We start from the raw sequence: 22,674 nt of genomic DNA on the forward strand, positions 1-22,674 counted from the left end.
AAGCCGGGTTTTATAACCGCTCTTCTCCTGAACTTCCGGACCCTGGCAGGCTGCCAGCAGGGCAATCAATAACAAACAGATAGGATATCGTTTCATACTTGGAAATATTTATTTTAAATAAATCAGAAAACATTGTAAGCGAAGGTGACGTAGTACATACCACCGATGGCCGGGCTGCCGAAGCCATTTCTGTAATAGGTATTGGTGAGATTTACCCCACCCAGTTTAATCGTGGAATGCGCCTGCAGGAGCCGGTAACTCACCTGTGCATCAATGACTGCCGAGGCGGGTACCGTACCGCTGCCAAAACCAATCTGGTAGAAATAGGCCGGTCTGTAACGGAAGGTAGTATTAAATGAGAATTTTTCCTTCTTACCAAAGCCGGTATTTCCAAAATCGATGTTGAATTTATAGTTGGGCGTGTTGAAATTATTCACCTGGCTGTTGTTCCTGTTTTTCAGGAAATCGGACGAGAAATTGACCTTTGCCAGGAAGTGATGCGACAAATCCACGCTCACACTGGCGGCGTAGCCATAGGTATTCACTTTTTCCGCGCCGTTATAGGCAATATTATACTGGATATAAGTGCTGTGATCCAGGAAGGCGTTGGGATCTGCCGTACCGGGGGTATTGGCCACATTTACATAGCCAATGAAATTTTTCCAGGTAGAATAATAACCCAGCACGTCTATCAGCACCCTGCCGGCGATGAGGGACGAGTAACCTAACTCGAACGCATCTACGGACTGCGGTTTGATATCATTCAAAGCAAACTGTTTCAGGTCGGCGGGATTCTTGGTGCGCTGGAATGAATCCACGCTTTCCAGTGTATAGGCCGGGTATTTATTAAACTGGTATACGCCGTTGAGCAGCCTGTCGGACCCGCCGGAGGCGAAGCTGTTGTAATCGATCGGGGTGCTTTGGAGCGACTGGATATTGGAAGGGAAGCTATACGCATTCTGGTAAGAAAAGCGGATGAAACTTTCCTTGTTCACTTCCAGTACCGCAGATACCCGGGTGGTGATACGCGGTTTGGCGAACAACGTATTTTTATCATACCGGAAAGCAGCAGCCAGGCTCAGTTTTTCGCGGATCACTTTTTTGGTAAGATGGGCGTAAGCACTGTATTCCGCTACATCAATAGGCCCCTCGTTATCCGGGAACAGCGTGCCTTTGGAGTCGAGCCGGTACAGGCGGTAGTTTAACCCGGCAATCAGCTCCGCAAATTTTACCAGGTGTGTAAAATTATACTGGGTTTCTGCATTAAAGAGGCGGCTTTTATCGGTAAACAGCGTACCACCTTTGGAGGTGGGAATGTTGGAGATACTATCTTTCAGGTGCAGGAACTGTGTGCTGCCGGCGTCGGGCCGGCCCTGGTCGGCGAATGCCCTGGCCAGGTTGCTGGCATCAATATAACTTTTACCCTGCGACATAGCTTCCAGCAATGCGCTGGTATATTGCGGGTACCAGCCATCGCCGGTATTACCGTCGTAGCTGGGCTTCCAGGCTTCGTTGATCAGCTGCGCCGTGGGCATGGCAATAATGGTACGACCAGAATTTTCGCGGGAAGTGTAGGCTCTCACAAACCAGTGCTCCGCTTTTAATTCGGCGCGGTATTGTCCCAGGTGGAAGTTGGTGAGTGCGTAGCGGGTATCATTGCTGTATACCGCGTTGCCTTGTCCGAAGGTACCCGAAAGAATGGCCTCCAGCTTCGGTTTGATCTTATAGCGCAGTTCCACATTGGCTTTGAACATTTTGGCATCGCTGCTCAGGTAGCCGTATTCCGGGTAGCCGGTGCGGGCTACCATATGCCTGCCTTCCGCCAGCATGGGCGAAATGATAGGTTCCAGTTCCGGCACCTGCGCCAGGGCTCCTTCCAGGAAGGGGTTAATGTCTACGGATGTTTTGCTCCCGTAAATATTTACGCCGTTATAGTTAGGATCCTGCTGCGGGCCACCGGGACCGTTGGTATTAGTGGTATCGTTGGCCATCCAGTCTTTCGCCTGGGTGTATTGCACATTTATTTTAAACGCGAACTTGTCGTTTACTTTTTTGCCCCAGCGCACGGTCCAGTCGTAGTAAGGCGATGGCCCCAGCGGATCATTGGCCTTTCCTTTTTTCACATGGTTCACGCCCTGTGTGATTTGTGCGCTGAGTCCCTGGTATTTGAACGGGTCTTTGCCGGTCATTACCATGGTGCCATTGAGGCCGCGGGAGCCGTACAATGCAGACGAGGCGCCGGACAGCACTTCGAGGTTGTCCACGTCCAGCTCCGTAAGACCAATAATAGCGCCGATGGGGAAGTTGAGGCCGGGGGCCTGGTTATCCATACCGTCTACTATCTGGGTGAAGTTGGTATTGCCGCTGGTATTGAAGCCGCGGGTGGTAACGGTGGTGAACAGGAGGCTGGAGGTGGTAACGTCTACTCCTTTGAGGCCCTGCAGCATGTTATAGTAGCTGGGCTGCGGGGAGTTGATGATATCTTTGCTGCTGATCCTTTCAATGGTAACCGGGGATTCTATTTTCTTTTGTACAAACCGGCTGGCAGAAACCACCACTTCTTTGCCCAGTACCGATGCGGGCGACAGCTCAATGCGCTGAAATCCGGGACCGGAAATGATGATTTCTTTTGTTTCAAAGCCTACCGATGACAGTATAAGGGTAACAGGATAATTTTTCCGGGTAGAGAATTTAAAGTTTCCCTGGTCGTTGGTATAGTCCCCGTTCTGTGCTTCCTTCATGGTCACGGAAACAACAGGCACTACTTCCTGGGTAACGCTGTTGCGAACGTTGCCCGAAATCACAATCTGTGCATTAACCGTAAGGCGCACCCCGAACAGGCAAACCATACTTATAATAATGGATCTTAACATCGGCAGGTGGGATTTAGATGGCTTGGTTGTTTAATTTATCGCCTTGTGGCATAGCGATATTACCAAAATACGCGGACGGAACGCATTGGTACCATTGACTTTGGGGCGAAACCGGGGCTATTGGGGGTAAAAATCAGGGCACGGGGGCGAATCTTTCCTGGAAAGCCGTTAAACAGGTAGCCGATACCGGTACACTGATATCACTGAGACCCTCCAGTTCCAGGTAATGTCCTTTTGTGTTTTTCTTAAAAAGAACCACTTTGGAGATATTCACCAGGTAAGAGCGATGTGCACGCACAAAATTATCGGGCGACAGGTACGACTCCAGTTTTTTCAGGGATGTTCTGACGAGTTCCTTGCTGATGGTATTTCCGGAGAGGTAAAATACCTGCACATAATTATCTTCTGCTTTCATGAGCAGTAACTTGCCAGGGTGCAGGGTGAGCACGGGTTTGTCATGTTCGTCACGGATCAGGATACAGGGATCACCGGCTTTGACCACCTGTTCTTTTTCCAGGCTTTTGAGTTGGGCTATTTTCTCCCTGGTAAAAAACCAAAGCAGCGAAATGCAGTAAGGCAGCGGTAAAATAAGGGCGATATAACGAAGGGTATTGATAAATTCGGCCCAGGTAAGGAAAAATGTATCCGTAAGGGTTACATCCACGATGGTAACCATAACGGCTACGCCCACAATTTCGCCCAGGAACCAGCAGAGGTAGGTGGCATTGGTGAGCTTACGCCGCCATTTTAGCCTGGCCAGGCCAAACTGCGTGATGGTCAGCACTACTACCCCGCATAAGGTGAAAATAAGGAACAATGCCATGAGGGATAGCGGTTGTCCTTCGTACCACATATTGATATTAAAAGGCAGGAAGATATACATGAACAGGAAGCTGAAAACGCTGCAGAACACGATCAGGGAAATCCTGTTGGCAACGGAATCCAGTAAGGTAAAGCGGGGTTGCTCTGCGGTATACCGGGAAATAAGTGGCAAAGTGGTCAAGCTTTTCATGTAGTGGATGATTTACTTTAATTAAGTTAAGTAAAAAAGCCGGAATCTGTATGCAGTGGCGGTTAAAACCGGGGCTCCTCTCCTGGCTTCAGTTCTTTTCCCCGCTGCTTTTCGGCTGCTGCAAATGCGTCATCGGGCAACGCCCTGAAACCCTTTGGCGCTTTGGAGGCCGGCCCTTTGTAAATGCCGATAAACGGCTTGGGGAAAGTCCGGCGGGTAACGGGGTCGGTCATACGAAAAAACTGCGGATACCAGCCCTGAACGGGGCTATTGTCCGACTGCGGTTTTTCAGCCGCCTTATTCCGGTTGGCGAGTATAGCATCCAGGGAGATGTGGCTGATATCGGTGGCCGAAAAGAAATAAACTTTGCGCCCGATCAACCTGCCATTCCGTGCGCCCTTGAAAACACCGGCGTGGTGCCATTCTGTGGAAAATATGCTCAGTTCCTTTGCGGATATTTTGGTGTTGAATTTCTTCGACAGCAAGGCGGCCACTTCGCCCGCCTTTAATAACCCTTTCTCTTCGGCATCCTGGTAATTTTCAGATTTTCCCTGCCGCAGGTAATCACTCCTTTTCATGGTGGAAAGATACAATTAAGTGCTATAAAAGCAGGCCTGTATTGCTAAAGACCTGCAATTGCCTCATAACCCGCTGCTCCGGATCCAATGCTGGCGGGAAATTGATATGGTGAATAATGCGTTTTCCAGGCAAACTGGCATATGTGTTGATGTTAGGGGGCGTATGTCCTCCAGGGACTGCATCATATCATCTTAAAACCAGAAAAATGGCAAACAAAAGTACTACCGGCAAGAAAGCGGCTGCTGCAAAAGCACCGGCAAAGAAAGCAGCAACAAAGGCACCTGCGGCAAAAGCACCTGCAGCAAAAGCGCCTGCTAAAAAGGCTGCTGCAGCCAAGCCAGCCGCCACCAAACCAGCTGCCGCCAAAAAAGCAGCAGGCGCATCTGCCGGTTCCGGGCTTAAAAAACCACTCGCACCCTCTGCAGAACTGGCCGCTGTTATTGGTACCACCCCATTGCCAAGAACGGAGATCGTAAAAAAAGTATGGGATTATATCAAGAAGCACAATCTGCAGGATACTGCCAACAAACGCATGATCAACGCAGATGATAAACTGAATAAATTATTTGGCGGGAAGAAGCAGATCTCCATGTTTGACCTGGCCAAAGTGATCAGCGTTCATGTGAAGTAAATACCGGGCAATAACGTTAACCGGCAATGAGAGGGCGCCTCCGGAGCAATACCGGAAGCACCCTGTTGTTATTTTATGCCCGTCAGGTTCAGGAAGCAGGTTCATATTTCATTCTCAGGATCTCCTCTTCAATATCCACCAGCTCATGATATTTCCGGATCAGCTCATGCGCTGTAGCCGGGTCCTTGTTTAGTTCGTGCAATACCTGGCGCTGGTGATCCAGCATCTTCACATAAACTTTCTTATATAACAGGTGGTCCACTCCTTCAATCTTATTGTGCATGGACACGGTTTTGCGAAGCTCCAGGTCTTCCCGCAGCTGCTTCAGCGCCGGATTTGCCTTTACCTCTTCCGGGTATTGGGTATCCAGGAAGCGGATGCTTCCTTCCAGTAGCCGGTCGCGGATAATCCGCTCCTGCTCTTCTGCAGGGATTTGTTTATCGGGATCTTCCATATTTACCCATCTGATCACCAGCGGCAGGGTGAGCCCCTGCGCCACCAGCGTAAGCAGGATCACCGTAAAAGTGATAAACAGGATCAGGTTGCGCTGAGGGAAAAGCGCGCCATTATCCATATACACCGGGATCGACAACGCCGCGGCGAGTGATACCACTCCCCTCATGCCCGCCCAGCCGATAATAACCGGACCTTTCCAACCCGGCCGGCTGTCGGCCGTGGTGATATACCTACTGATAAATACCGTGAACACGGAGGCGCCCATCGTACAAAGCAGGCGGGTTACCACCAGCACGCCGGTGATAATTACACCGTATTTTATGGCATCCCAAAGACTTACCGTACCCAGTTCCTTAATGATTACTGGCAGTTCCAGCCCGATCAGCATAAACACCAACCCGTTCAGCATAAATCCAATCGTAGCCCATACATTGGCGCCATGCAACCGGCTCCGGTAACTTAGTATATGCTGGCTCCGGGAAGAGAGGAACAATCCGCCGCTCACCACCGCCAGTACACCTGACCCGTGGAAATATTCCGCTGTGATGTACATTACATAGGGCGCCGTCAGGGTCAGGATCACATCCATTTCCGTACCGGTAGGCAGCCAGCGGTGAATGGCATAATATATCAACGCCACCAGCAAACCAATGGCAATACCCATCACAATGGCCACCACAAAGCTCGCTGCCGCTTCATGCAACACAAACACCCCGCTGATCACAGCGGTTTTGGCAAAGCTGAATACAATCAAACTGGACGCATCGTTCATCAGGCTTTCCCCTTCCAGGATCGCAGAGATCCTTTTGGGCACCTTCACATATTTCAGGATGGTAGTGGCAGATACCGCGTCTGGCGGGGATACAATGCCGCCCAGCACAAATCCCAGTGCCAGTGAAAATCCCGGGATCAACGCATGGGATACTACGGCGACCACACCGGAAGTAACAATCACGATTAAAAATGCAAAAATAGAGATCACCCGCCGCCATCGCCAAAGCTCCTTCCACGAAGTATACCACGCCGCTTCATATAACAGTGGCGGCAGGAAAATGAGCAGGATCAGCTCCGGGTTAATTTCAATGGAAGGGAAAAGCCGCAGCATGCTGAGGCACAGTCCACCCACCACAAGAATGATCGGGTACGCAATTTTCAACTTCTGCGCAATCATCACCAGCAACAAAATAAAAAAGATCAGTAAAATGTGTTGGATAACGGTAGTGAGCATACTATAGATTCTGGTTCTTAAATTTCGCTCTCAAGTTAATGTGTTTTCCTGACACCATAAAGATGCCCTTTCCCCTGTAATGTACCGTTTTCGGGTATTTGGGATAAACAGCCGCGCGGGCGCTCACCACTTCCAGGATAAAGAAATTGTATCCTTTCAGCAGTTGGGTATCGGCTACCTTACATTCGTAGTTGGCATAACATTCCTTTATCAGCGGCGCTTTCACGATGTTTCCCACTTCCTCCGTGAGACCGAATTTCCGGAACTTGTCCAAATGGGCGCCGGTACTATTTCCGATCCCAACGATCTCCTCTACCAGGTTCACCGTAGGAATATTGATCACGCACTCCCCGCTTTTCCGGATCATCTCATAACTGTGGTTCTCCGCCGTGATCATGCATCCCACCAGCGAAGGGGAAAACTCCATCACCGTATGCCACCCCATGGTCATGATGTTCGTGTTGTTTTTCCAGCGGGAACTGACCAGCACAATCGGACCGGGTTCCAGGAATCTGCGGATCTCCGCTACCGGGAGATCTGCTTTTTTGTAAGCTCTTCTCATAATAGGGTTGTTTGAGTACAGGACTGCAATAATCATACACATTGCGCCGGAATAAGGTTAATCCTATCAAGCAAAGGAAGATCTCTGCGGCTGTTTTTATTCTTATTAAATTAGCAGACCAGCGTATCCGTTTATTATTAAACACATCCCTGTTAGTTCATGACATCAATCAACACTATTGCCGGAAAGATTGCTATCTGCCTGATTTTTACCGGCATTCTTTTCTCCCATCATTCGTTATCCGCACAATCGGGCGACCAGCAACGCCTGCTGGATCATGTTCAACAGATAGCGATGCCGCCGGCACCGGATAATGCCACTTTCACCCTCCCCTTAAACGAAAAACCCACCATTATTGCTACCGCAACCGAAAAAGATACAAAGCAGCACCTGCCTGTTATCATGGCCTCCCGGCTGGATAAAGGCAGGATACTGATTTTAGGGTCCGACAAATATTTTAAAAAGCCCCTGTTAGATGACAGGAACGTACAGCAACTGCTGCGCAATGCTATCGCATGGGCAGGCAACAAAAGCGGCAGCATACAGGTATGGGGCCACAACAGCGATCTTCCACCGTTCTTACATCTTCTGAAAAATTACAACACCATCACCGATACCGTTAACATTGCACCTGCCGCCGGCATTATTATCCTTACCCAGGACGTTACCGATACTGTTAAAAGAAATCACCTGGAAGCATTTGTAAGAAAAGGAGGCGCCTTGATATTTGGTTCTCCCGCTACTGGCATTTTAAGCCAGCAAAAAACCAGTTATTTTGAAATGGACTTAAACCAGCTTTTCAGGAAAGCCGGGATGTATCACGTAACCGCCACACTAAAACCGGAAGATAGAAAAGAGGGATTAACGATCCGCTCCATTCCTCCCTATGTGCACATTTCTTCGTTAATGGCGGCATTTAAGGATACGCTGTTTATACCCGCCGCTGCTGACGCCGACAGCTACGCCAGCACCATAGCCAACTATTTATTTAATAATCCCGATACCACTGCTATATCAAATAAAATCAGGTCAACGTTTGCAAACCGGCAGGCGCCCGTCATCCCATCTCCCACACACCCGCTCTGGAAAACTGATGTAAAAAACCGGTTCATCTACAATGTTCAAAATTACCTGGCCACACAACACCAGCAAGGGCATACTGATACCGGGTACATCCACCCTGCCAGCAGCCTGTTTCCCGGGGAAGTGAGTAAAACAGCCCCGAGGGTGAATGAGCCGGTAGTTATATCTATAAAGGCAGGCGCCCAGGGCCTGTTGGAACCCGATGGTGTTTTTTACAGGTGGCACAGCACCGGTTTATATGTGGCAGCAGGCGATACGGTGACGATCACCATTTCCCCGGACTGCATTCCACAACAGCTGAAAGCACAGATAGGCGTGCATGAGGACAACCTAAGCCATATGGATTATTATGTGCGTCATACTGATGACCTCACAAAAACTTTTGAACTCGACAAACCGGCGACCACCATCTTTTCTCCGTTTGGCGGGCTGTTGATGATCAAAGTGCCCGACACGACTTCGCTAAAAACACTTCAGATACAGGTAAACGGGGCGGTTAAAAGTCCGTACTTCAAATTGGGCGTTACCAGTTTAGCCGACTGGCAACATACCATCCGCAACTGCCCGGGACCGTGGGCGGAACTGGCTACTGATAAAATTGTACTCACCGTTCCTTCGTATCGCATCCGTAAGCTGGACGACCCTGAAAAGCTGATGAAGTTCTGGGATGAAGTGATGGATGCCGATGCGCAGCTGGCAGCTATTTCGGCCGACAGGGTTCACCCGGAAAGGATTATCATCGATCAACAGGTAGCCTTTGGTTATATGTATACGGCGCCACATAAAATTATGGCGCCTGATGATGAAAGTTGCGCCCTGATGCTGGATGAAGCGCAGCTGCGGGCAAAAGGCTCCTGGGGGCATTTTCATGAACTGGGCCACCGTCACCAGTTCTGGGGCATTGATTTCGATGGCCTTGGTGAGGTAACCGTAAACCTGTACACCATGTATGTATATGACCAGGTGCTGCATAAAGGGCTTTATAATCACGAAAACATAGCCAGCAGGCAGGCGGTTATCGATGCCGTAAAGAGCTATATGAAAGGGCAGCCCGGTTTTGATAAATTCCGCGAAGATCCGTTTCTCGCTTTAAAAATGTACATCGAAATAATTGAACATTTCGGGTGGCAGCCTATTGCTGACGTCTTCAAAAAATACCGCGCTTTACCTGCCGCGCAATACCCGGTATCAGAGGCCGATAAAAGGGATTACTGGTTTACGTGTATCAGCACCGCCACGCAAAAAGATCTTTCCCTCTTTTTTGACAAGTGGCAGGTGCCGGTTACGGAAGCAGCCAAGAAGGCTGTCAGCAGTTATCCTTCATGGTTGCCGGAGGAGCTCCAATAAATTACCGGTGACTTTTCCTGAAGCTTTCGGGCGTCATGCCGGCATTTTTACCAAAGAAGGTCACGAAATAAGAAGCGCTTTCAAATGCAAGTTCCTTGGCTACTTCGGCCACCGACAACCCGGTGTAATGCAACAGGCGCTGGGCTTCCAGCGTGATCCTTTTGCGGATCAGCTCTCCGCTGGACAGCCCGTTATATTCCCGGCACAGTTTATTCAGGTAGTTGGTCGTGATATTTAATTGCCCCGCATAAAAAGAAGGCGTTTTATGTTGCACGAAATGCTCTTCGAGCAGCAGCTTGAACTGACGCATTTTTTCTTCTTTGTTGTGCTTCCGCTCTATCCCCGTGGGGGGATTGAAGTGGCGGTCGAGGTTACAAAGCAGGATATTCAGATACGACCGCAGCACATTATCGGCGCCTTTATGCCGGCCGTAAAATTCCTGGTGCATAAACCGGGTGATCTGGTTCCACTCTGCTGTTTTGTTTTCTTCCAGGCATATTTCGTGAATGCTTTCCTTATTCAGGAAAGAAAAGTTGAGCAGTACATTATTGTTATATCTCAGGGAGAAAAAACTTTCTGTAAAGCAAATAACGTTACCGCGGGCGGCACGGTTGATATGTATGCTGCATATGCTGCCAGGTTTTACACAAATGATTTTCGGATGATCCAGCCGGATAACAGCGCCGTCAATTACCGCCGTGCCCTGTGCGCTTTCAATGCACAGCAGCATGTAGAACATTTGCCTGTGGGGCTGTTCCAGCAAAGGGTACTTATCGGGTATACATCCAAGGCTGCCTATCCAGAAAAAATCATTACCGGTGTCAAACATGTCAGCAGATAACACAGCTATTTCGCTGGATTTCATACTCATGTAGTAGCTTAATGATGTGAACGTAACAGGAGAAATTACGCTGTAGCAGCGGGAGGCCGGAATACCTGCCTGATGAGGCTTTGCGGGGAATACGGCGACTTATAGCCGCGAAAGGTAATAAGGCTTTCAGTAGAAACAGGTTTTGCCGGGGCAGAATCATACTGCTGGCAAAACAGGGTAATTTCTTTCAGTCGTGTATTGACCGTATTTTCGGGTTTATCGTTTTCTTTTATTTTCCTGTCCAGGAAGCAGGCGCCTTTACAAACCGGGATGAGGTCGAACCGGTTAATACAAAGTTCGGAGGCGATATAGTTCCTGTTAAGATAAAATGCGGCTACTATCCAGCAGTTACCGGTGCTTTGTAAAAGCACGATACACAGAAGCCATATGGATAGTATTTTCTTCAATTTTCTTTTAGTAAGATGTTAATATCGTTTATCAACCGGGTTGTTTCCCGTGGGTCTGTACCGTTATATACCCCGCGTATGTGCCGGACTTTATCCACCAGCAGCAGTCCGCCGCTGTGCACATAGCCCCCGGGGGCAGAGCTGTCTTTATACGCCGTAGAAAAATATCCTTTTTCAGCGAGGCGGTAAATGGTATCCTGGCTACCGGTAACAAACCGCCATTTGGGGCTGGTTACTTCCAGGCTGGCGGCATATGCTTTCAGCCGGGGAATGGAATCGTCTTCCGGGTCAATGGTGTGTGACAGGAAAAAAATGCCGTCGTTTGCTTTAAAGGTGTTATACACCTTCTTCATCTCCACGGTCATCTTCGGGCATATGTTCGGGCAGGATAAAAAGATAAAATCCGCCACATAGATCTTCCCTTCAAATGACTGTTCATTTACCGGGAGGCTGTCCTGGTCCCTAAACGAAAAAGGCGGGACAACGGGGTACGTGGTGTCGTATACTGTTTTCCCGTTATCCTGACGCGCTGTTACCCCCGGCTCACCCAGTATGGGCAGCTTTTTCGCCGGCGATGCACATCCGGCTACCAGTAAAGTGATCAGGAGTATCTTCTTCATTATTTCATGACAAGGGTGTAAGCTGCGGGCTTTAACAGGAAGCTGTCTTTGCAGGCGGAGGAGCAAAATCCGAGAACAGCACCTTGGTAATGGACGGTGTCGTAAATCCCTGCCTTGATGGGCATTCTGCACACGGGGTCTCTCCGGTTAGCCACCAGCGCGGTGTCGTACTGCACTTCCTCCGGGGCCACTGCCATTGAAGAGTCGCCCTGATGCTGGCTTTCATGGCCGGCATTGCCACCGCAGGCGGCAAGTGCAGCTATTAAAAATAATCCTATATAAGCCTTCATGCCTGTTTTATTTTTCATTATCAGCCGCAAAAATAGGGATTAAAGTAAAGGGAGGGATAAAATGAACGGGACAATAGTTTAGAAAAAAGGTAACTGGTATGAGAGGTTGTGAGTTTAGTACAGAATTTACTAACCTGGTCCCTTCCTTGTACCTTTATAAATTATGGATATAAGAGATGCTATCGCGCTGATAAAACATCCCCCGGTTATTGCCGGGGCTCAAACGGTTTGGGCGGATCTCGGATGCGGGTCAGGCTTATTTACCTATGCCCTGGCCAACCTGCTGGAAACAGGCAGTACTATTTATGCCTGGGATAAAACCTTCCCATCCTTATCCGGCCAGCCCAATCCACAACATGTTACCATCCAACCGGGGCAACTGGATTTTTTGAAAGATGATTTACCCGTATCAGGGCTGGACGGCATCCTAATGGCCAATTCCCTGCACTATGTATCCGGGAAACCGGCCTTTATTGATAAGGTAAGTGCGCACTTGCAGGGAGACGGTTTTTTTCTGATAGTGGAATATGAAACGACAAAAGCCAATCCGTGGGTACCTTATCCCGTACCATTTCATGCTTTAAAAGCATTGTTTCATAAGGCGGGATTTAGATCTGCAGTGAAGTTAAACGAAAGACCTTCCCTGTATGGATCCGGGCATATGTATGCCGCGATGTTCCGGAGAATTTTTGTGTGAAAATTTGTTGGATAGGGAAATATTTTTAATTTAGACATTCCCATCGGGATGTAGCGCAGCCCGGTAGCGCGCTTCGTTCGGGACGAAGAGGCCGCTGGTTCGAATCCTGTCATCCCGACAAAGGTTGTCAAAGCATGAAATTCAAAGCATTGAATTTCATGCTTTTCTGTTTAAAAACGGGCCTATTTCCGCAGGAACTAAGTGGTGAACTGACTGCCCTTTTCGGCGCAAACCCTCTACAGTCAACCACTTTCAGCGGGATTTGAATTACGAGTAATTATTTCAAAGTATTTCAAGTCATAGCAGACCTCAAAATAGTATCTCTCCAAGTCATGTTAGTCAATTCACTTATGGCCAGTTTAAACTAGTGCAGATCACCGCAAACCCTTAACCATAAAGCATCTTGCGACCATGAATGTATTAGCTGTCAGTAATTTTTTTCCTGGTAGACCAACCAAATCTATCAAGACGGAAAAAAATACTAAAGGCATTTTATATCAATTCATGTCAACTTGCTCAGGAACTAAGTGGTGAACTAGGTCAGGAACTGGAGATACCTTATTTTCGGTTCCCAGAATGGATTCAACTATTTGATTATCAATTAACTAAGGTTTTTCAAATTGATATCAAATGATACCATTTCAGACCAGTGGATTCATTTTTAAAGTGTCCATGTGTGCCAGAAAAGTGCTGTATGATTTTAAAACACTAAAAAATGAAATGACATGGAGAAGCCAAACACACTCGCCGTTTCTTTCAAGGCCAGAGCTGAGAAAGGCAAAGATGGGGTGGCACCTGTTTATTTGAAATTAACCGTTAACAAGGTAGCCAGAGAAGTATCCTTAAAGTATTCGGTAGAATTAAAATTATGGAACAGTAGAAAAGGCCGCCCAAAACTAATCACCGAAGAAATGAGACAGCTCAACACCGAGCTGGAAACAGAAGCCGGACTAGTTTTGAAAGCTTATAAAGAAATTGAACGAGAAGGCGATGTGCTAAATGCTGATGCAGTAAAAAAAAGATACATTGGCATCAACCAGCCCGAGGCTGCGTACACCCTAAAAATCCTAATGACGGAGTATGAAAAGGACCAAAAGCCAGACATGGAATGGGGAAGCTGGAAAAACTACATCGCCACCTATTGCTATCTTAATCGTTACATTGCGGAACGCTACCCTGCAAACGATGTACGTGTGTCAAAAATCGACCATGCCTTCATGGCCGGCTTTAAAACCTATATCCGCGAAAACCCAATTACACCACACCGACCGGCTGGGCAGAACGGCCTGGCAAAGCACATCGAGCGCGTAAAACGGATGGTCAATTGGGCGCAAGAAAGTGGGAAGCTCGCTGTTAACCGTGTCGAGAAATATCGGGCGCCAAAGAAAAAATTTCTACGAAAATACATTACTGAATTTGAATTAGGAGATCTGGAAACCTGTAAGCTCAATGACCGTGTGCAGCAGATGGTACGCGATTTTTTCATTTTCGCAGTGTATACCGGCGTTTCATATGGTGACCTTATGGCCCTGAAACCGATTGACCTGGTTGTAGGCATGGATGGCCAGCGCTGGATCAGTAACCAACGCCTGAAATCCGAAAACTACTTTTTAGTGCCCCTGCTACACCAACCACTTGCTATTATTAAAAAGTATTGGGAAGATGAACGGTCTATTGACCGGGACGCGCTGTTTCCTTATATCTCTAACTCAAAGATCAATACTGAATTAAAGATAATTAGTACTGCACGCTGCTATAGCAGACCGCTACAGTTCCATGATGTCCGGCACATGTTTGCTACCTATATAACACTTGCTAAGAATGTACCCATTGAAAGCGTAAGCAAAATGATGGGCCACGCAAAAATTTCCACCACCCAGGTATATGCCAAAATTGTCGCTGCAAAAGTAAAAGAAGACATGGCTATTTTGCAAGCAAGACTTGACCGGAATCAACCGGCTGCCGTAAAGTTGCTGGAAGTAAGCATGGAAGAAATTATTGCCGCCACAAGACTCAATCTAACCCAAGGATCGAACTCGATGATTGGCAGTCTGCAGAAGCGGTAGACTTCCCGACGGAAGAGACGGAGATACCTTCTAAAGTCGAGACATCATCATTACCGTATAGAATAAATTACATTGTAGCTAAATAGGCTAAAGTATTCTCCGATTCAAACCGGCTTTCCATCGCTACACGCACCTGTGAATAGCTAAAAAAAGCAACAAGAGACCGGTCCGTGTTAATTAAGATAATGACTACGGTCTCTCGTTCATTTAATTAATAAAATTAATGAGTGTAATTAAAAATCTAGCAAAGTTTAAATCAAAATAGAGCCACAGTAAATACCCAATTCGGCAATTCAGCTGGCCGAATCACATGGGGCTGTTGGATTCTAACTGTTTTAAGAGTGCATTGAATTGTAATAGTAATTATTAAACAAACAGGTACTGCTATTTGATCAGAAGTTGATCTTACACTTACCATTGATAATTCATGAGTAGACAGTATAATTTGTTTCAAAAACTCGTTTCACGAGTCAAAATTTCAGTGACATCATTCAGACCATTTTTCGACACAGTTTGTTTGGCTTGTTCTTGATCCATATCTTCCCTAAAATTTATATAATTAGAATATTCTTCGTAAATTATAGATTGTAACTACCTGTCATAAAACGTACCTGGTAGCTGATCACTTGGGCACCTGAATGCCATAACATGGGATTAGCTTTCTTCAATAAACTTTTTTTGCTAAACAGCCTGGCAGATTGGGTTTGTTAATTACGAATAAAAAAGACATGGTCTTGTCTTATGCTTTTCGTAAGGAAGAGGAACTTCCATATACAGTTTTTACTATAATTGGAGGACGAATAGAAGTTAGCTATGAGGATAACCCTGACCCGAAAGGGAAAGCAGAGAAACACTCTGAAGAGAGACTGACAGATATGATGGCTTCTCAAATACTCAAAGAATTCTGACCAGGAATATGAGGAAGCACATAAACGTGCTACAGCAGGGAATTTTATAGTAAAATAAAACGTTCTGTCTGGTAACTGATCACTTGGGCACTTGAATGTCATAATGTGAAATTCACGCTTCTTCAATAAACTTCGTTTTCCGATAATCTATCTTTGTGTAAGATAGAGTCTTATCTATATTATTACATTTTGCCAGTTCAAATAATAGCTTTTACAATTGAATTCTACCTCTAACTTTCCAAAATTATCTTCATTATAATCTCCGCCTTGAGTTTCCATAGCTTCCGAAAGGACATCACCATTAATGCCAAATCGTAACGATTTTAATTCAAATGACGCAGAGGCTCTGCCCGCCTCCACGTTGGCAGCCATACTTAATCATGATTGAATTACCAACATGGTAGGGCTTAAACCTTCAAGTTTCTACTGTCAAAATCTGCCTCTTTCAACAACTATCCATGACGGTGCTGTTTGCCCTGACTAATTCACTGAGATTTATCGATTTTTTATTCTATTGGATAATATCGGATTAATATTGATTAATAAACTGTACGAGCTCTTGATTGTGAGAGCCAATACACTTAACGGAATACTTTCGGAATAAAGGTTCTTTAAATTGTCTATTTTGGGGATGGATAGATTATTACTCATTGACCAGATAAAATTACAAACGCCTTCTCTGTTATAAACAACTGCACTAACATTGGAAAATTGCTCTCCACAAAAGAATGTAAAACGTTCATACCTATCCAGCTGGTCATAGTCACTATCAGTCCATTCACCCACTTCAGCATCAAGAACCAATACCATTGAAAATATTTCCTGTTGACTTGCAGTAGCAAAGCTAGTATCATACAAATCGTCTCCTGCTGTTAAGATTGACTCCATTGCATCCAAAAAAGGTTGAATTTCTTGAGATTTTTTATAATCCCCAAAATTCTTTCCGCCTACTATCATTCTCAATTTCGCGGTTTTCTTCGTTTTATTATAATCACTAATTTCAATGGCAAAGATTTCCTTTATTTCCTACTATCACAGTTTATATTTCCTTTTTACTCCCCGTTGCTTCATTGCATCTGAGCTACTCCAAGTTGCTGCTTGAATAGGTTGCTGTTTTAAACATAAAGAACCGTTATAAAATCTGAAGCTGCGCAATTTTATTCACGGAATATTATTATAGAGGGCAAAACGTCAATACGCATATACAATGCGTTTGGTGGACTTTAATTTGTTAATGAAGTCTGACCCCAAATTTCCAGCCTTCGGTTTATTCTCCTTAAGGTCTGCAAATTACGAATGTACGATTGGATACTAAACAGTGTTTGTCGTGGAATTGAAAGCAGGGGGATACAATGTTTATCACATATATTTTTTATCGCATGTTAAATTTTTCTATCTGCCGTATCTATACGTAATGGTAAGCGACAGTACTTATACGGATTCTTTAAACCTCACTCTGGTGGGTATACGAATTGTGAATTTTTATTTAATTATTTTAACAGTGTCATCCAATATCCTAACCTCTATGAAAATATTAATTTCCCTAACTTTATTTCTGTTGTTTTTATCTGTGAAATCCTGTACTGCACAGGATAGTTCGGGTTTCAATATATCCAATAAGGCTATTTCACAGATAAATACAAAAGTCTCCAGAATACAAACCCAATTAAATCGTAAATCCGAAAAGGCCTTGCGCAAATGGTTGGTCCAGGAGAAACGGATTAGGGATAAGTTATATAATTCAGACTCTGTAGCCGCCAATTTGATGTTTGCAAACCCAATTGATTCGATGAAGCAACTTTCTAAACTAATGAACGAGAAATTATATGGTTCTATTTCCAGAATCGACTATAACAGCTATCTCGATACCCTGAATACAACTTTTTCCTTCCTTAAAAACAACTACTCCAAAGCCAAAGGAGTAAGCAATCAAATTGAAACGGTAAACTACGGATCAGATAATATTCACCAACTAATAGGCAAGATTGAGTACAGCGAGAAAATCAAAAATTACATACAGGCAAGGAAAAAATTTCTTCTGGACAGGTTGGGTGCCAAAGTCGCCTTTGCTGAAAATCTCAAACAACTGAAGCAACAAGCCTACTATTACAGCGAACAGGTGAAAGGAATTCTTGAGGCATTAAAGGATAAACGGAAAGCAGAGGCCAAAGCAATTGAAATGATCGGGAACGTTCCCGCTTACCAGGATTTCTTGGAAAAAAACTCTCAACTAGCCTCTTTGTTCAATTTTGGTAATGACGCAGCTTCTGCTGAATCTATTGCAGGATTGCAAACACGAAGCCAGGTTGAAACACTTCTACAAAATCGGGTTTCAGGAGGTGGGCCAAATGCTGCCGGCGTCTTGGGCCAGCAAATGGATGCAGCACGTTCAAAGATGGATGAGCTTAAGAATAAATTCTCCACATTAAACAATGCTGATGAAATGCCTGACTTCAACCCAAATGAAAGCAAAGCGATTTGTTCAAAGGCTCGAATTCGGCAGCAATGTCCAGTTTCAGCGCAGTAACAGGTTCTTCCCAACAACCGGTGATCTTGCCGGTCAGGCCGCCTATAAGTTTCATAAGAATGGCAGTGCTGGATTTGGTCTCTCCTACAAACTGGTACTCGGGACCGGTTTTGACAATATCCGTTTTTCAGGTCAGGGCACGGGCATCCGTTCCTTTATTGACTGGAAACTAAAAGGCACCTTCTTCTTAAACGGTGGATACGAACAGAACTACCAACCTGATTACTCGGGCTTACCTGAAGGAATCGACCAAAAGTGGACACAAAGTGGGCTTGTGGTATCAGTAAGAAATACACGATCAACAGTAAGCTAAAGGGAAATATGATGGTCTTATTTGACTTTTTGTATCACCAGCATGTTCCAAGGACAGACCCCATAAAAGTAAGACTGGGGTATAACTTCTAAAGAAAAGTCAATTATTTAAATAACTATACCAAATTATAACTGCCATGAACAACAGATGTTATCCCATTCTCCTATTATTGATTTTATTATTTTCAACACGCATTGCTGCCCAGGTGGACCTGCCAACAGGAAGGGCCAGCTATTCCTTACCGCTTTTTAACTATAGCGACGGCAACCGCCTGAACTTTAACATTGCCCTGAATTATACTGGTGGAGGTGGCATCAAGGTTAATCAGATACCAACAAAGGTGGGATTAGGTTGGGATTTGATCGCCGGTGGTATGATTGTACGCCGGACGATTGGCATTCCCGATGATCAGATTGGAGGTACATATGGGGGGCTAAGACAAGGAGATGGGTATTTAGTACCAAATTCCTACCGAGGAGCACCAATTCCCAAGAAGGCGGGGTTTATTCCTTTGGTTGAAACTAGCTTCAATTACCAGCCGGATCTTGATGTATTGAAAGATTTACAGCAAGATGTATTTGAATTTCAATTTGGAGGTAGATCAGGAAGTTTTATGATATCGGGAAATGGCACGATTCGTCCTCTCGATAACTCAAAACTTAAAATCGAAAAAGTCGAATACATGGAAGCCGGCGAATCAAATGTACTTACGACCATCGGAAGCTTCATTATTACTGATGAAAGTGGTATACAATATACATTTTCTGAATCCGAGACTACCAATTTGATTGATAATAAGAATGGTACGTATGTATCTGCACTAGGCTTAAAAATAACTCTACCGAATTATGATGTGAGTGACTACGCTGTAAAAAACACCTGGTACCTAAGTGAAATTAAAGATCCAATCTCCGGCAAGAAAATTAATCTGAAATATGATAGCTACAATCTTCAATACCTCATTGGATACGAAGGGGCGCTAACTTATACTGTCGGTGATGGACAAGGCAGTCTGGCCGGTCAAAGTATCGCCAATGTATTCTCCGGTACCAAGAAGCGGTTGTCTGAAATCACCTTTCCTGACTATAGAACCAAGGTAAACTTAGTCTATAGTGATAGCGACATGGTAGATTTACCTGGTGAAAAGCCTTTAAAACAAATCATAGTTAGGCACAACAATGAAATAATATCAGGCCATCAGTTTGGATATGAATATTTCTTCAAGGATACCACTAAACCATTTAACTATACTTTTACCCCAGCAGATTTGAAGTTTGCCAGACTTAGCCTAAAGTCAGTTCAGAAAACCGGAAAGTTTAACATTCCGGACGCACCCTATACTTTCTCCTATTATAATAAAGTCGGTACAGTAACAATGGCTGGAAGGAACATGAAATGTGGTGACCATTGGGGCTATGAAAATGCCTTGTCTTTGTATCTGGATTACACTAATGGAACCAATGCGGTTGCAAGCGTTAAAATGCTCACGAATTACCAACTTGACTATAGGCAGGTTGACCCGAATGGCTCCAGCATGATTGGTTCCCTAAAGACTATTCAATTGCCTACCGGTGGCAAACTTCAATATGAATATGAAAACAACACTGCCCTATCAAATGGATCTACCGTATTGTCCGGGGGAATCAGAGTTAAGCGAACTACATTATATGATATGGTGGACACCACCAAGAAAATTGTAAAGGAATATAGATATGTAAATGCTGACGGCGGCTCTTCAGGTTGGGGATACGAGGTTCCTGTTTATCAGGATGCATCGGATGCGTTAATAGTTATTCCTCCCTCTCCGGGTGGTTATAGGGCAGCAAACCTTCTGTTCAGTGTAGCCATGTCTCCTGTTGTACCTAATCTATATGCTGCTAATTCCATTGGCAATACCAATGGTGTCGGAGGCATGATAATGAATCAATTGTTTATTACTATGGTCGTTGCTATAATAATGGATATTATTACTCCACCCCCAACGACAAAGGTGTATACTGCAACCAATACCCAGGAGTTAAGCACACATAGTACTAAAAATAACCTATTACCACACCTTTATAAGCGAGTTGAAGTTCTTGAAGGAACCTCTGTAAATAATATCGGGAAAATGGTTTATGAATTTACCTCACCGGATGATTTTCCGATTGCGGTACCGACTCAGGCCCAGCCCTATTCTCAAAAATCGAGGTGCCTCCAATGGGTATATGGCCTGATGAAGCGAGAGCAGGAAATCTCAAAAGGAAATAAAACTATGTCCGATAAGATTTACACCTATGCTCCGTTAACCTCTGCTGTGGGAGATAGTAATGTGGTATGGAAACCCAGAACGATGGTAATGTGTCCCTTTAGTTTTGTGGCGGCTTATGGCCCAAGTGCTACATTTTATACAGAAATCTACAAACCTCTGTTTGGACGAACCGATCTGATCTCGATCTCTGAGAAAAATTATGACAGCATTGGCAACTTCTCGCAATCATTAACAATGTACTTAAATAATTCAACGAACTTTTTGCCGGCAAGGGTTAACGTAGTTAACAGTCTGGGGGACACTATTCAAACCAGAACCTATTATCCCCAGGACTATAATGGTGCGAGCCTTCCGGTGCTAAAAGCGTTAACGGATGCCAATTGTATTTCACTACCAGTGGCACAGGAAACATGGCAGTTAAATCCCACAGGCCAGAAATTGTTAAGTTCCAGCCTTTCTGTATACAAATTCACAGATGCTCCGGATATTAAAGTTGAACAGATACAATCCCTTGAAACTGATGTTCCAGTTACTGCAACAGCAGCTGGTAACTTTAATTCAGGTATGCTAAACCGGACCCCTGCACTCATAAAGAACCAGCAGATGATGAGCTATGACGGCGCCGGCAATATTGTTCATTTGTCAAGTCCTGCAACTGTGGAGACTGGCTATCAGTGGGGAAATGGCGATGAATTCGGCAATGTAAGGCAGAAAATAACAGCAAAAGTTACGAATGCTCATGCAGCTCACGTGGAAAGGTCAGGAATACAAGGAGCAGTGACAAATACAAAAATGGTACTGACCGACGGCACCGTTAAAACCGCCACATTCACCCTAGCACAGGCAGGAACAGTATTTCTTCAGCTAGACCCGTCCCCAACTGGTTCTTCTTCGATGCTTAGCTATACACTGTCTGGTGGAAGTCCTGTGATTTCGTATAGCGGAACTTTATGCAACGTGGTAAACTCAGGAAGGCTATCAGATAATTTTAACACCCTTAAAATCAGTTATCCCAAAAGTGTTTTCTATGCCACACTTCCTGCCGGAACTTACACACTAACTGGACAAAAATATACCAATTCGGGAAATTGTGACTTTACCTATTCTTATTTTACCGATCCCACTGTGTCATTTGCATCAGAATTCCTCTATGAGGATTTTGAATCAGGCAATTATATTGGTACAATAGTGCCATATGCAGGCAAAGGATGTAAAGAAGGTGATTATTCGGTTTCCTTTACAATGCCCAATTCCAGAAGCTATAGAGTGGATTACCGATATTATTTGAATGGCAAATGGAATTTCAATGCTAAGCCATATTCTAATGGAATGGTACTTTCCGACGGTGACGCCATCGATGAAGTAAGGGTATATCCAGTCGATGCGGTAATCTCCACTTATACCTATGACTGGATGATAGGATTAACCTCTCAGACCGATGTTAATGGAAATACTGTTTTTAACGAGTATGATTATCTTGGAAGGTTGAGTATTGTACGGGATCAAAATAGAAATATCATAAGACGGATTTGTTATAATTATTATGGACAGCCCGAAACATGCGGAGGTAAGGCTTACTCTAATGCTGCACTTTCCCAGACTTTTACCAAACAAGGATGTGGTTCAGGCTTTACTCCTGGAACAGGAGTATATAACATTCCTGTGGGGAAATATACTGGCGATGACTCTTTAACGGTAAATGCAATGGCCCAGGAAGATATGAGGGTGAACGGGCAAAATTATATTAATCAAACTACCCAATGCATTTGTAGTGGTGTAGATAAAAAAGTTATCAATGGCAACTGTGTAACGGGAGTAATTGAATATTTCACTGAACCAATATCAGGAGATCCTTTCATGTGCAAAATTGGCTATCGTTACAAATTTCCTGACGGTACATATGGCCCAAAGACCTATACCGGCCAAGAGCCTTGTAATTAGCAAGTCAAGTTT

General features: G+C 45.1%; 18 protein-coding genes and 1 tRNA gene. 8 read left to right on the plus strand and 11 right to left on the minus strand.

Annotation, left to right across the window (positions count from 1 at the left end):
* Positions 1 to 122 precede the first annotated feature (122 nt).
* The 3 genes from QFZ48_RS00595 to QFZ48_RS00605 form a co-directional block, all read right to left on the minus strand.
* On the minus strand, positions 123 to 2,873 hold the full coding sequence (locus QFZ48_RS00595) for a TonB-dependent receptor (RefSeq protein WP_429046539.1): 2,751 nt from the start codon (positions 2,871 to 2,873) through the stop codon (positions 123 to 125).
* A gap of 133 nt (positions 2,874 to 3,006) precedes the next feature.
* Positions 3,007 to 3,885, minus strand: coding sequence for a LytTR family DNA-binding domain-containing protein (locus QFZ48_RS00600; RefSeq protein WP_429046538.1), 879 nt, complete (start codon positions 3,883 to 3,885; stop codon positions 3,007 to 3,009).
* 62 nt (positions 3,886 to 3,947) lie between these two features.
* Positions 3,948 to 4,463, minus strand: coding sequence for a hypothetical protein (locus QFZ48_RS00605; protein WP_429060630.1), 516 nt, complete (start codon positions 4,461 to 4,463; stop codon positions 3,948 to 3,950).
* A gap of 206 nt (positions 4,464 to 4,669) precedes the next feature.
* Between QFZ48_RS00605 and QFZ48_RS00610 the strand changes: the two genes are divergently transcribed.
* On the plus strand, positions 4,670 to 5,095 hold the full coding sequence (locus QFZ48_RS00610; RefSeq protein WP_370911853.1) for an SWIB/MDM2 domain-containing protein: 426 nt from the start codon (positions 4,670 to 4,672) through the stop codon (positions 5,093 to 5,095).
* Positions 5,096 to 5,183: 88 nt separating this feature from the next.
* Here the strand turns inward: QFZ48_RS00610 and QFZ48_RS00615 are convergent, their stop codons facing one another.
* Positions 5,184 to 6,779: a Na+/H+ antiporter gene (locus QFZ48_RS00615; protein ID WP_429060632.1), complete on the minus strand. Its 1,596-nt coding sequence runs from the start codon at positions 6,777 to 6,779 to the stop codon at positions 5,184 to 5,186.
* Between the two features lies 1 nt (position 6,780).
* Positions 6,781 to 7,341, minus strand: a complete 561-nt coding sequence (locus tag QFZ48_RS00620; RefSeq protein ID WP_429060633.1) for a flavin reductase family protein — start codon at positions 7,339 to 7,341, stop codon at positions 6,781 to 6,783.
* A gap of 159 nt (positions 7,342 to 7,500) precedes the next feature.
* Between QFZ48_RS00620 and QFZ48_RS00625 the strand changes: the two genes are divergently transcribed.
* Positions 7,501 to 9,771: a M60 family metallopeptidase gene (locus QFZ48_RS00625; protein WP_429060635.1), complete on the plus strand. Its 2,271-nt coding sequence runs from the start codon at positions 7,501 to 7,503 to the stop codon at positions 9,769 to 9,771.
* Between the two features lies 1 nt (position 9,772).
* On the opposite strand, the gene QFZ48_RS00630 is transcribed toward QFZ48_RS00625, so the two are convergent.
* Genes QFZ48_RS00630 through QFZ48_RS00645 form a run of 4 tightly spaced genes read right to left on the minus strand, consistent with a single transcriptional unit; the run spans position 9,773 to position 11,959 of the window.
* Positions 9,773 to 10,642, minus strand: coding sequence for an AraC family transcriptional regulator (locus tag QFZ48_RS00630; protein WP_429046527.1), 870 nt, complete (start codon positions 10,640 to 10,642; stop codon positions 9,773 to 9,775).
* A 35-nt stretch (positions 10,643 to 10,677) separates the two neighbouring features.
* The gene (locus tag QFZ48_RS00635; protein WP_429060637.1) at positions 10,678 to 11,049 is read right to left on the minus strand and encodes a hypothetical protein; all 372 of its coding nucleotides are present in this window, start codon (positions 11,047 to 11,049) and stop codon (positions 10,678 to 10,680) included.
* Positions 11,046 to 11,669, minus strand: coding sequence for an SCO family protein (locus QFZ48_RS00640; RefSeq protein WP_429046523.1), 624 nt, complete (start codon positions 11,667 to 11,669; stop codon positions 11,046 to 11,048). Before QFZ48_RS00640 ends, QFZ48_RS00635 begins: the two co-directional genes overlap by 4 nt.
* Entirely contained in the window at positions 11,669 to 11,959 is a 291-nt protein-coding gene (locus QFZ48_RS00645) for a YHS domain-containing protein (RefSeq protein ID WP_429046521.1), read from the minus strand. Before QFZ48_RS00645 ends, QFZ48_RS00640 begins: the two co-directional genes overlap by 1 nt.
* 163 nt (positions 11,960 to 12,122) lie before the next feature.
* Here QFZ48_RS00645 and QFZ48_RS00650 point away from each other — a divergent pair, with 163 nt between their 5' ends.
* The 3 genes from QFZ48_RS00650 to QFZ48_RS00660 all read left to right on the plus strand — a co-directional run bounded on the left by QFZ48_RS00650 (position 12,123) and on the right by QFZ48_RS00660 (position 14,722).
* Positions 12,123 to 12,656: a class I SAM-dependent methyltransferase gene (locus QFZ48_RS00650; protein WP_429060639.1), complete on the plus strand. Its 534-nt coding sequence runs from the start codon at positions 12,123 to 12,125 to the stop codon at positions 12,654 to 12,656.
* Between the two features lie 44 nt (positions 12,657 to 12,700).
* Positions 12,701 to 12,774: transfer RNA gene (locus QFZ48_RS00655), tRNA-Pro, on the plus strand.
* Between the two features lie 607 nt (positions 12,775 to 13,381).
* Complete coding sequence (locus tag QFZ48_RS00660; protein WP_429060641.1) at positions 13,382 to 14,722, plus strand: tyrosine-type recombinase/integrase; 1,341 nt, start codon at positions 13,382 to 13,384, stop codon at positions 14,720 to 14,722.
* 1,082 nt (positions 14,723 to 15,804) lie between these two features.
* On the opposite strand, the gene QFZ48_RS00665 is transcribed toward QFZ48_RS00660, so the two are convergent.
* Positions 15,805 to 16,002 (minus strand): hypothetical protein, encoded by a 198-nt coding sequence (locus tag QFZ48_RS00665; protein WP_429060643.1) that lies wholly within the window; start codon positions 16,000 to 16,002, stop codon positions 15,805 to 15,807.
* A gap of 123 nt (positions 16,003 to 16,125) precedes the next feature.
* Positions 16,126 to 16,593 carry a hypothetical protein gene (locus QFZ48_RS00670; protein ID WP_429060645.1) on the minus strand — a complete coding sequence of 156 codons (468 nt, stop codon included), beginning with the start codon at positions 16,591 to 16,593 and terminating at the stop codon, positions 16,126 to 16,128.
* A 562-nt stretch (positions 16,594 to 17,155) separates the two neighbouring features.
* Here QFZ48_RS00670 and QFZ48_RS00675 point away from each other — a divergent pair.
* The 3 genes from QFZ48_RS00675 to QFZ48_RS00685 all read left to right on the plus strand — a co-directional run bounded on the left by QFZ48_RS00675 (position 17,156) and on the right by QFZ48_RS00685 (position 22,662).
* Positions 17,156 to 18,157: a hypothetical protein gene (locus QFZ48_RS00675; protein ID WP_429060647.1), complete on the plus strand. Its 1,002-nt coding sequence runs from the start codon at positions 17,156 to 17,158 to the stop codon at positions 18,155 to 18,157.
* Positions 18,093 to 18,470: a hypothetical protein gene (locus tag QFZ48_RS00680; RefSeq protein ID WP_429060648.1), complete on the plus strand. Its 378-nt coding sequence runs from the start codon at positions 18,093 to 18,095 to the stop codon at positions 18,468 to 18,470. Before QFZ48_RS00675 ends, QFZ48_RS00680 begins: the two co-directional genes overlap by 65 nt.
* Before the next feature lie 136 nt (positions 18,471 to 18,606).
* Complete coding sequence (locus tag QFZ48_RS00685) at positions 18,607 to 22,662, plus strand: DUF5977 domain-containing protein (RefSeq protein WP_429060650.1); 4,056 nt, start codon at positions 18,607 to 18,609, stop codon at positions 22,660 to 22,662.
* The last annotated feature ends 12 nt before the right edge of the window (positions 22,663 to 22,674 follow it).

This window comes from Chitinophaga sp. W2I13 (assembly GCF_050434005.1).
Classification (GTDB): domain Bacteria; phylum Bacteroidota; class Bacteroidia; order Chitinophagales; family Chitinophagaceae; genus Chitinophaga.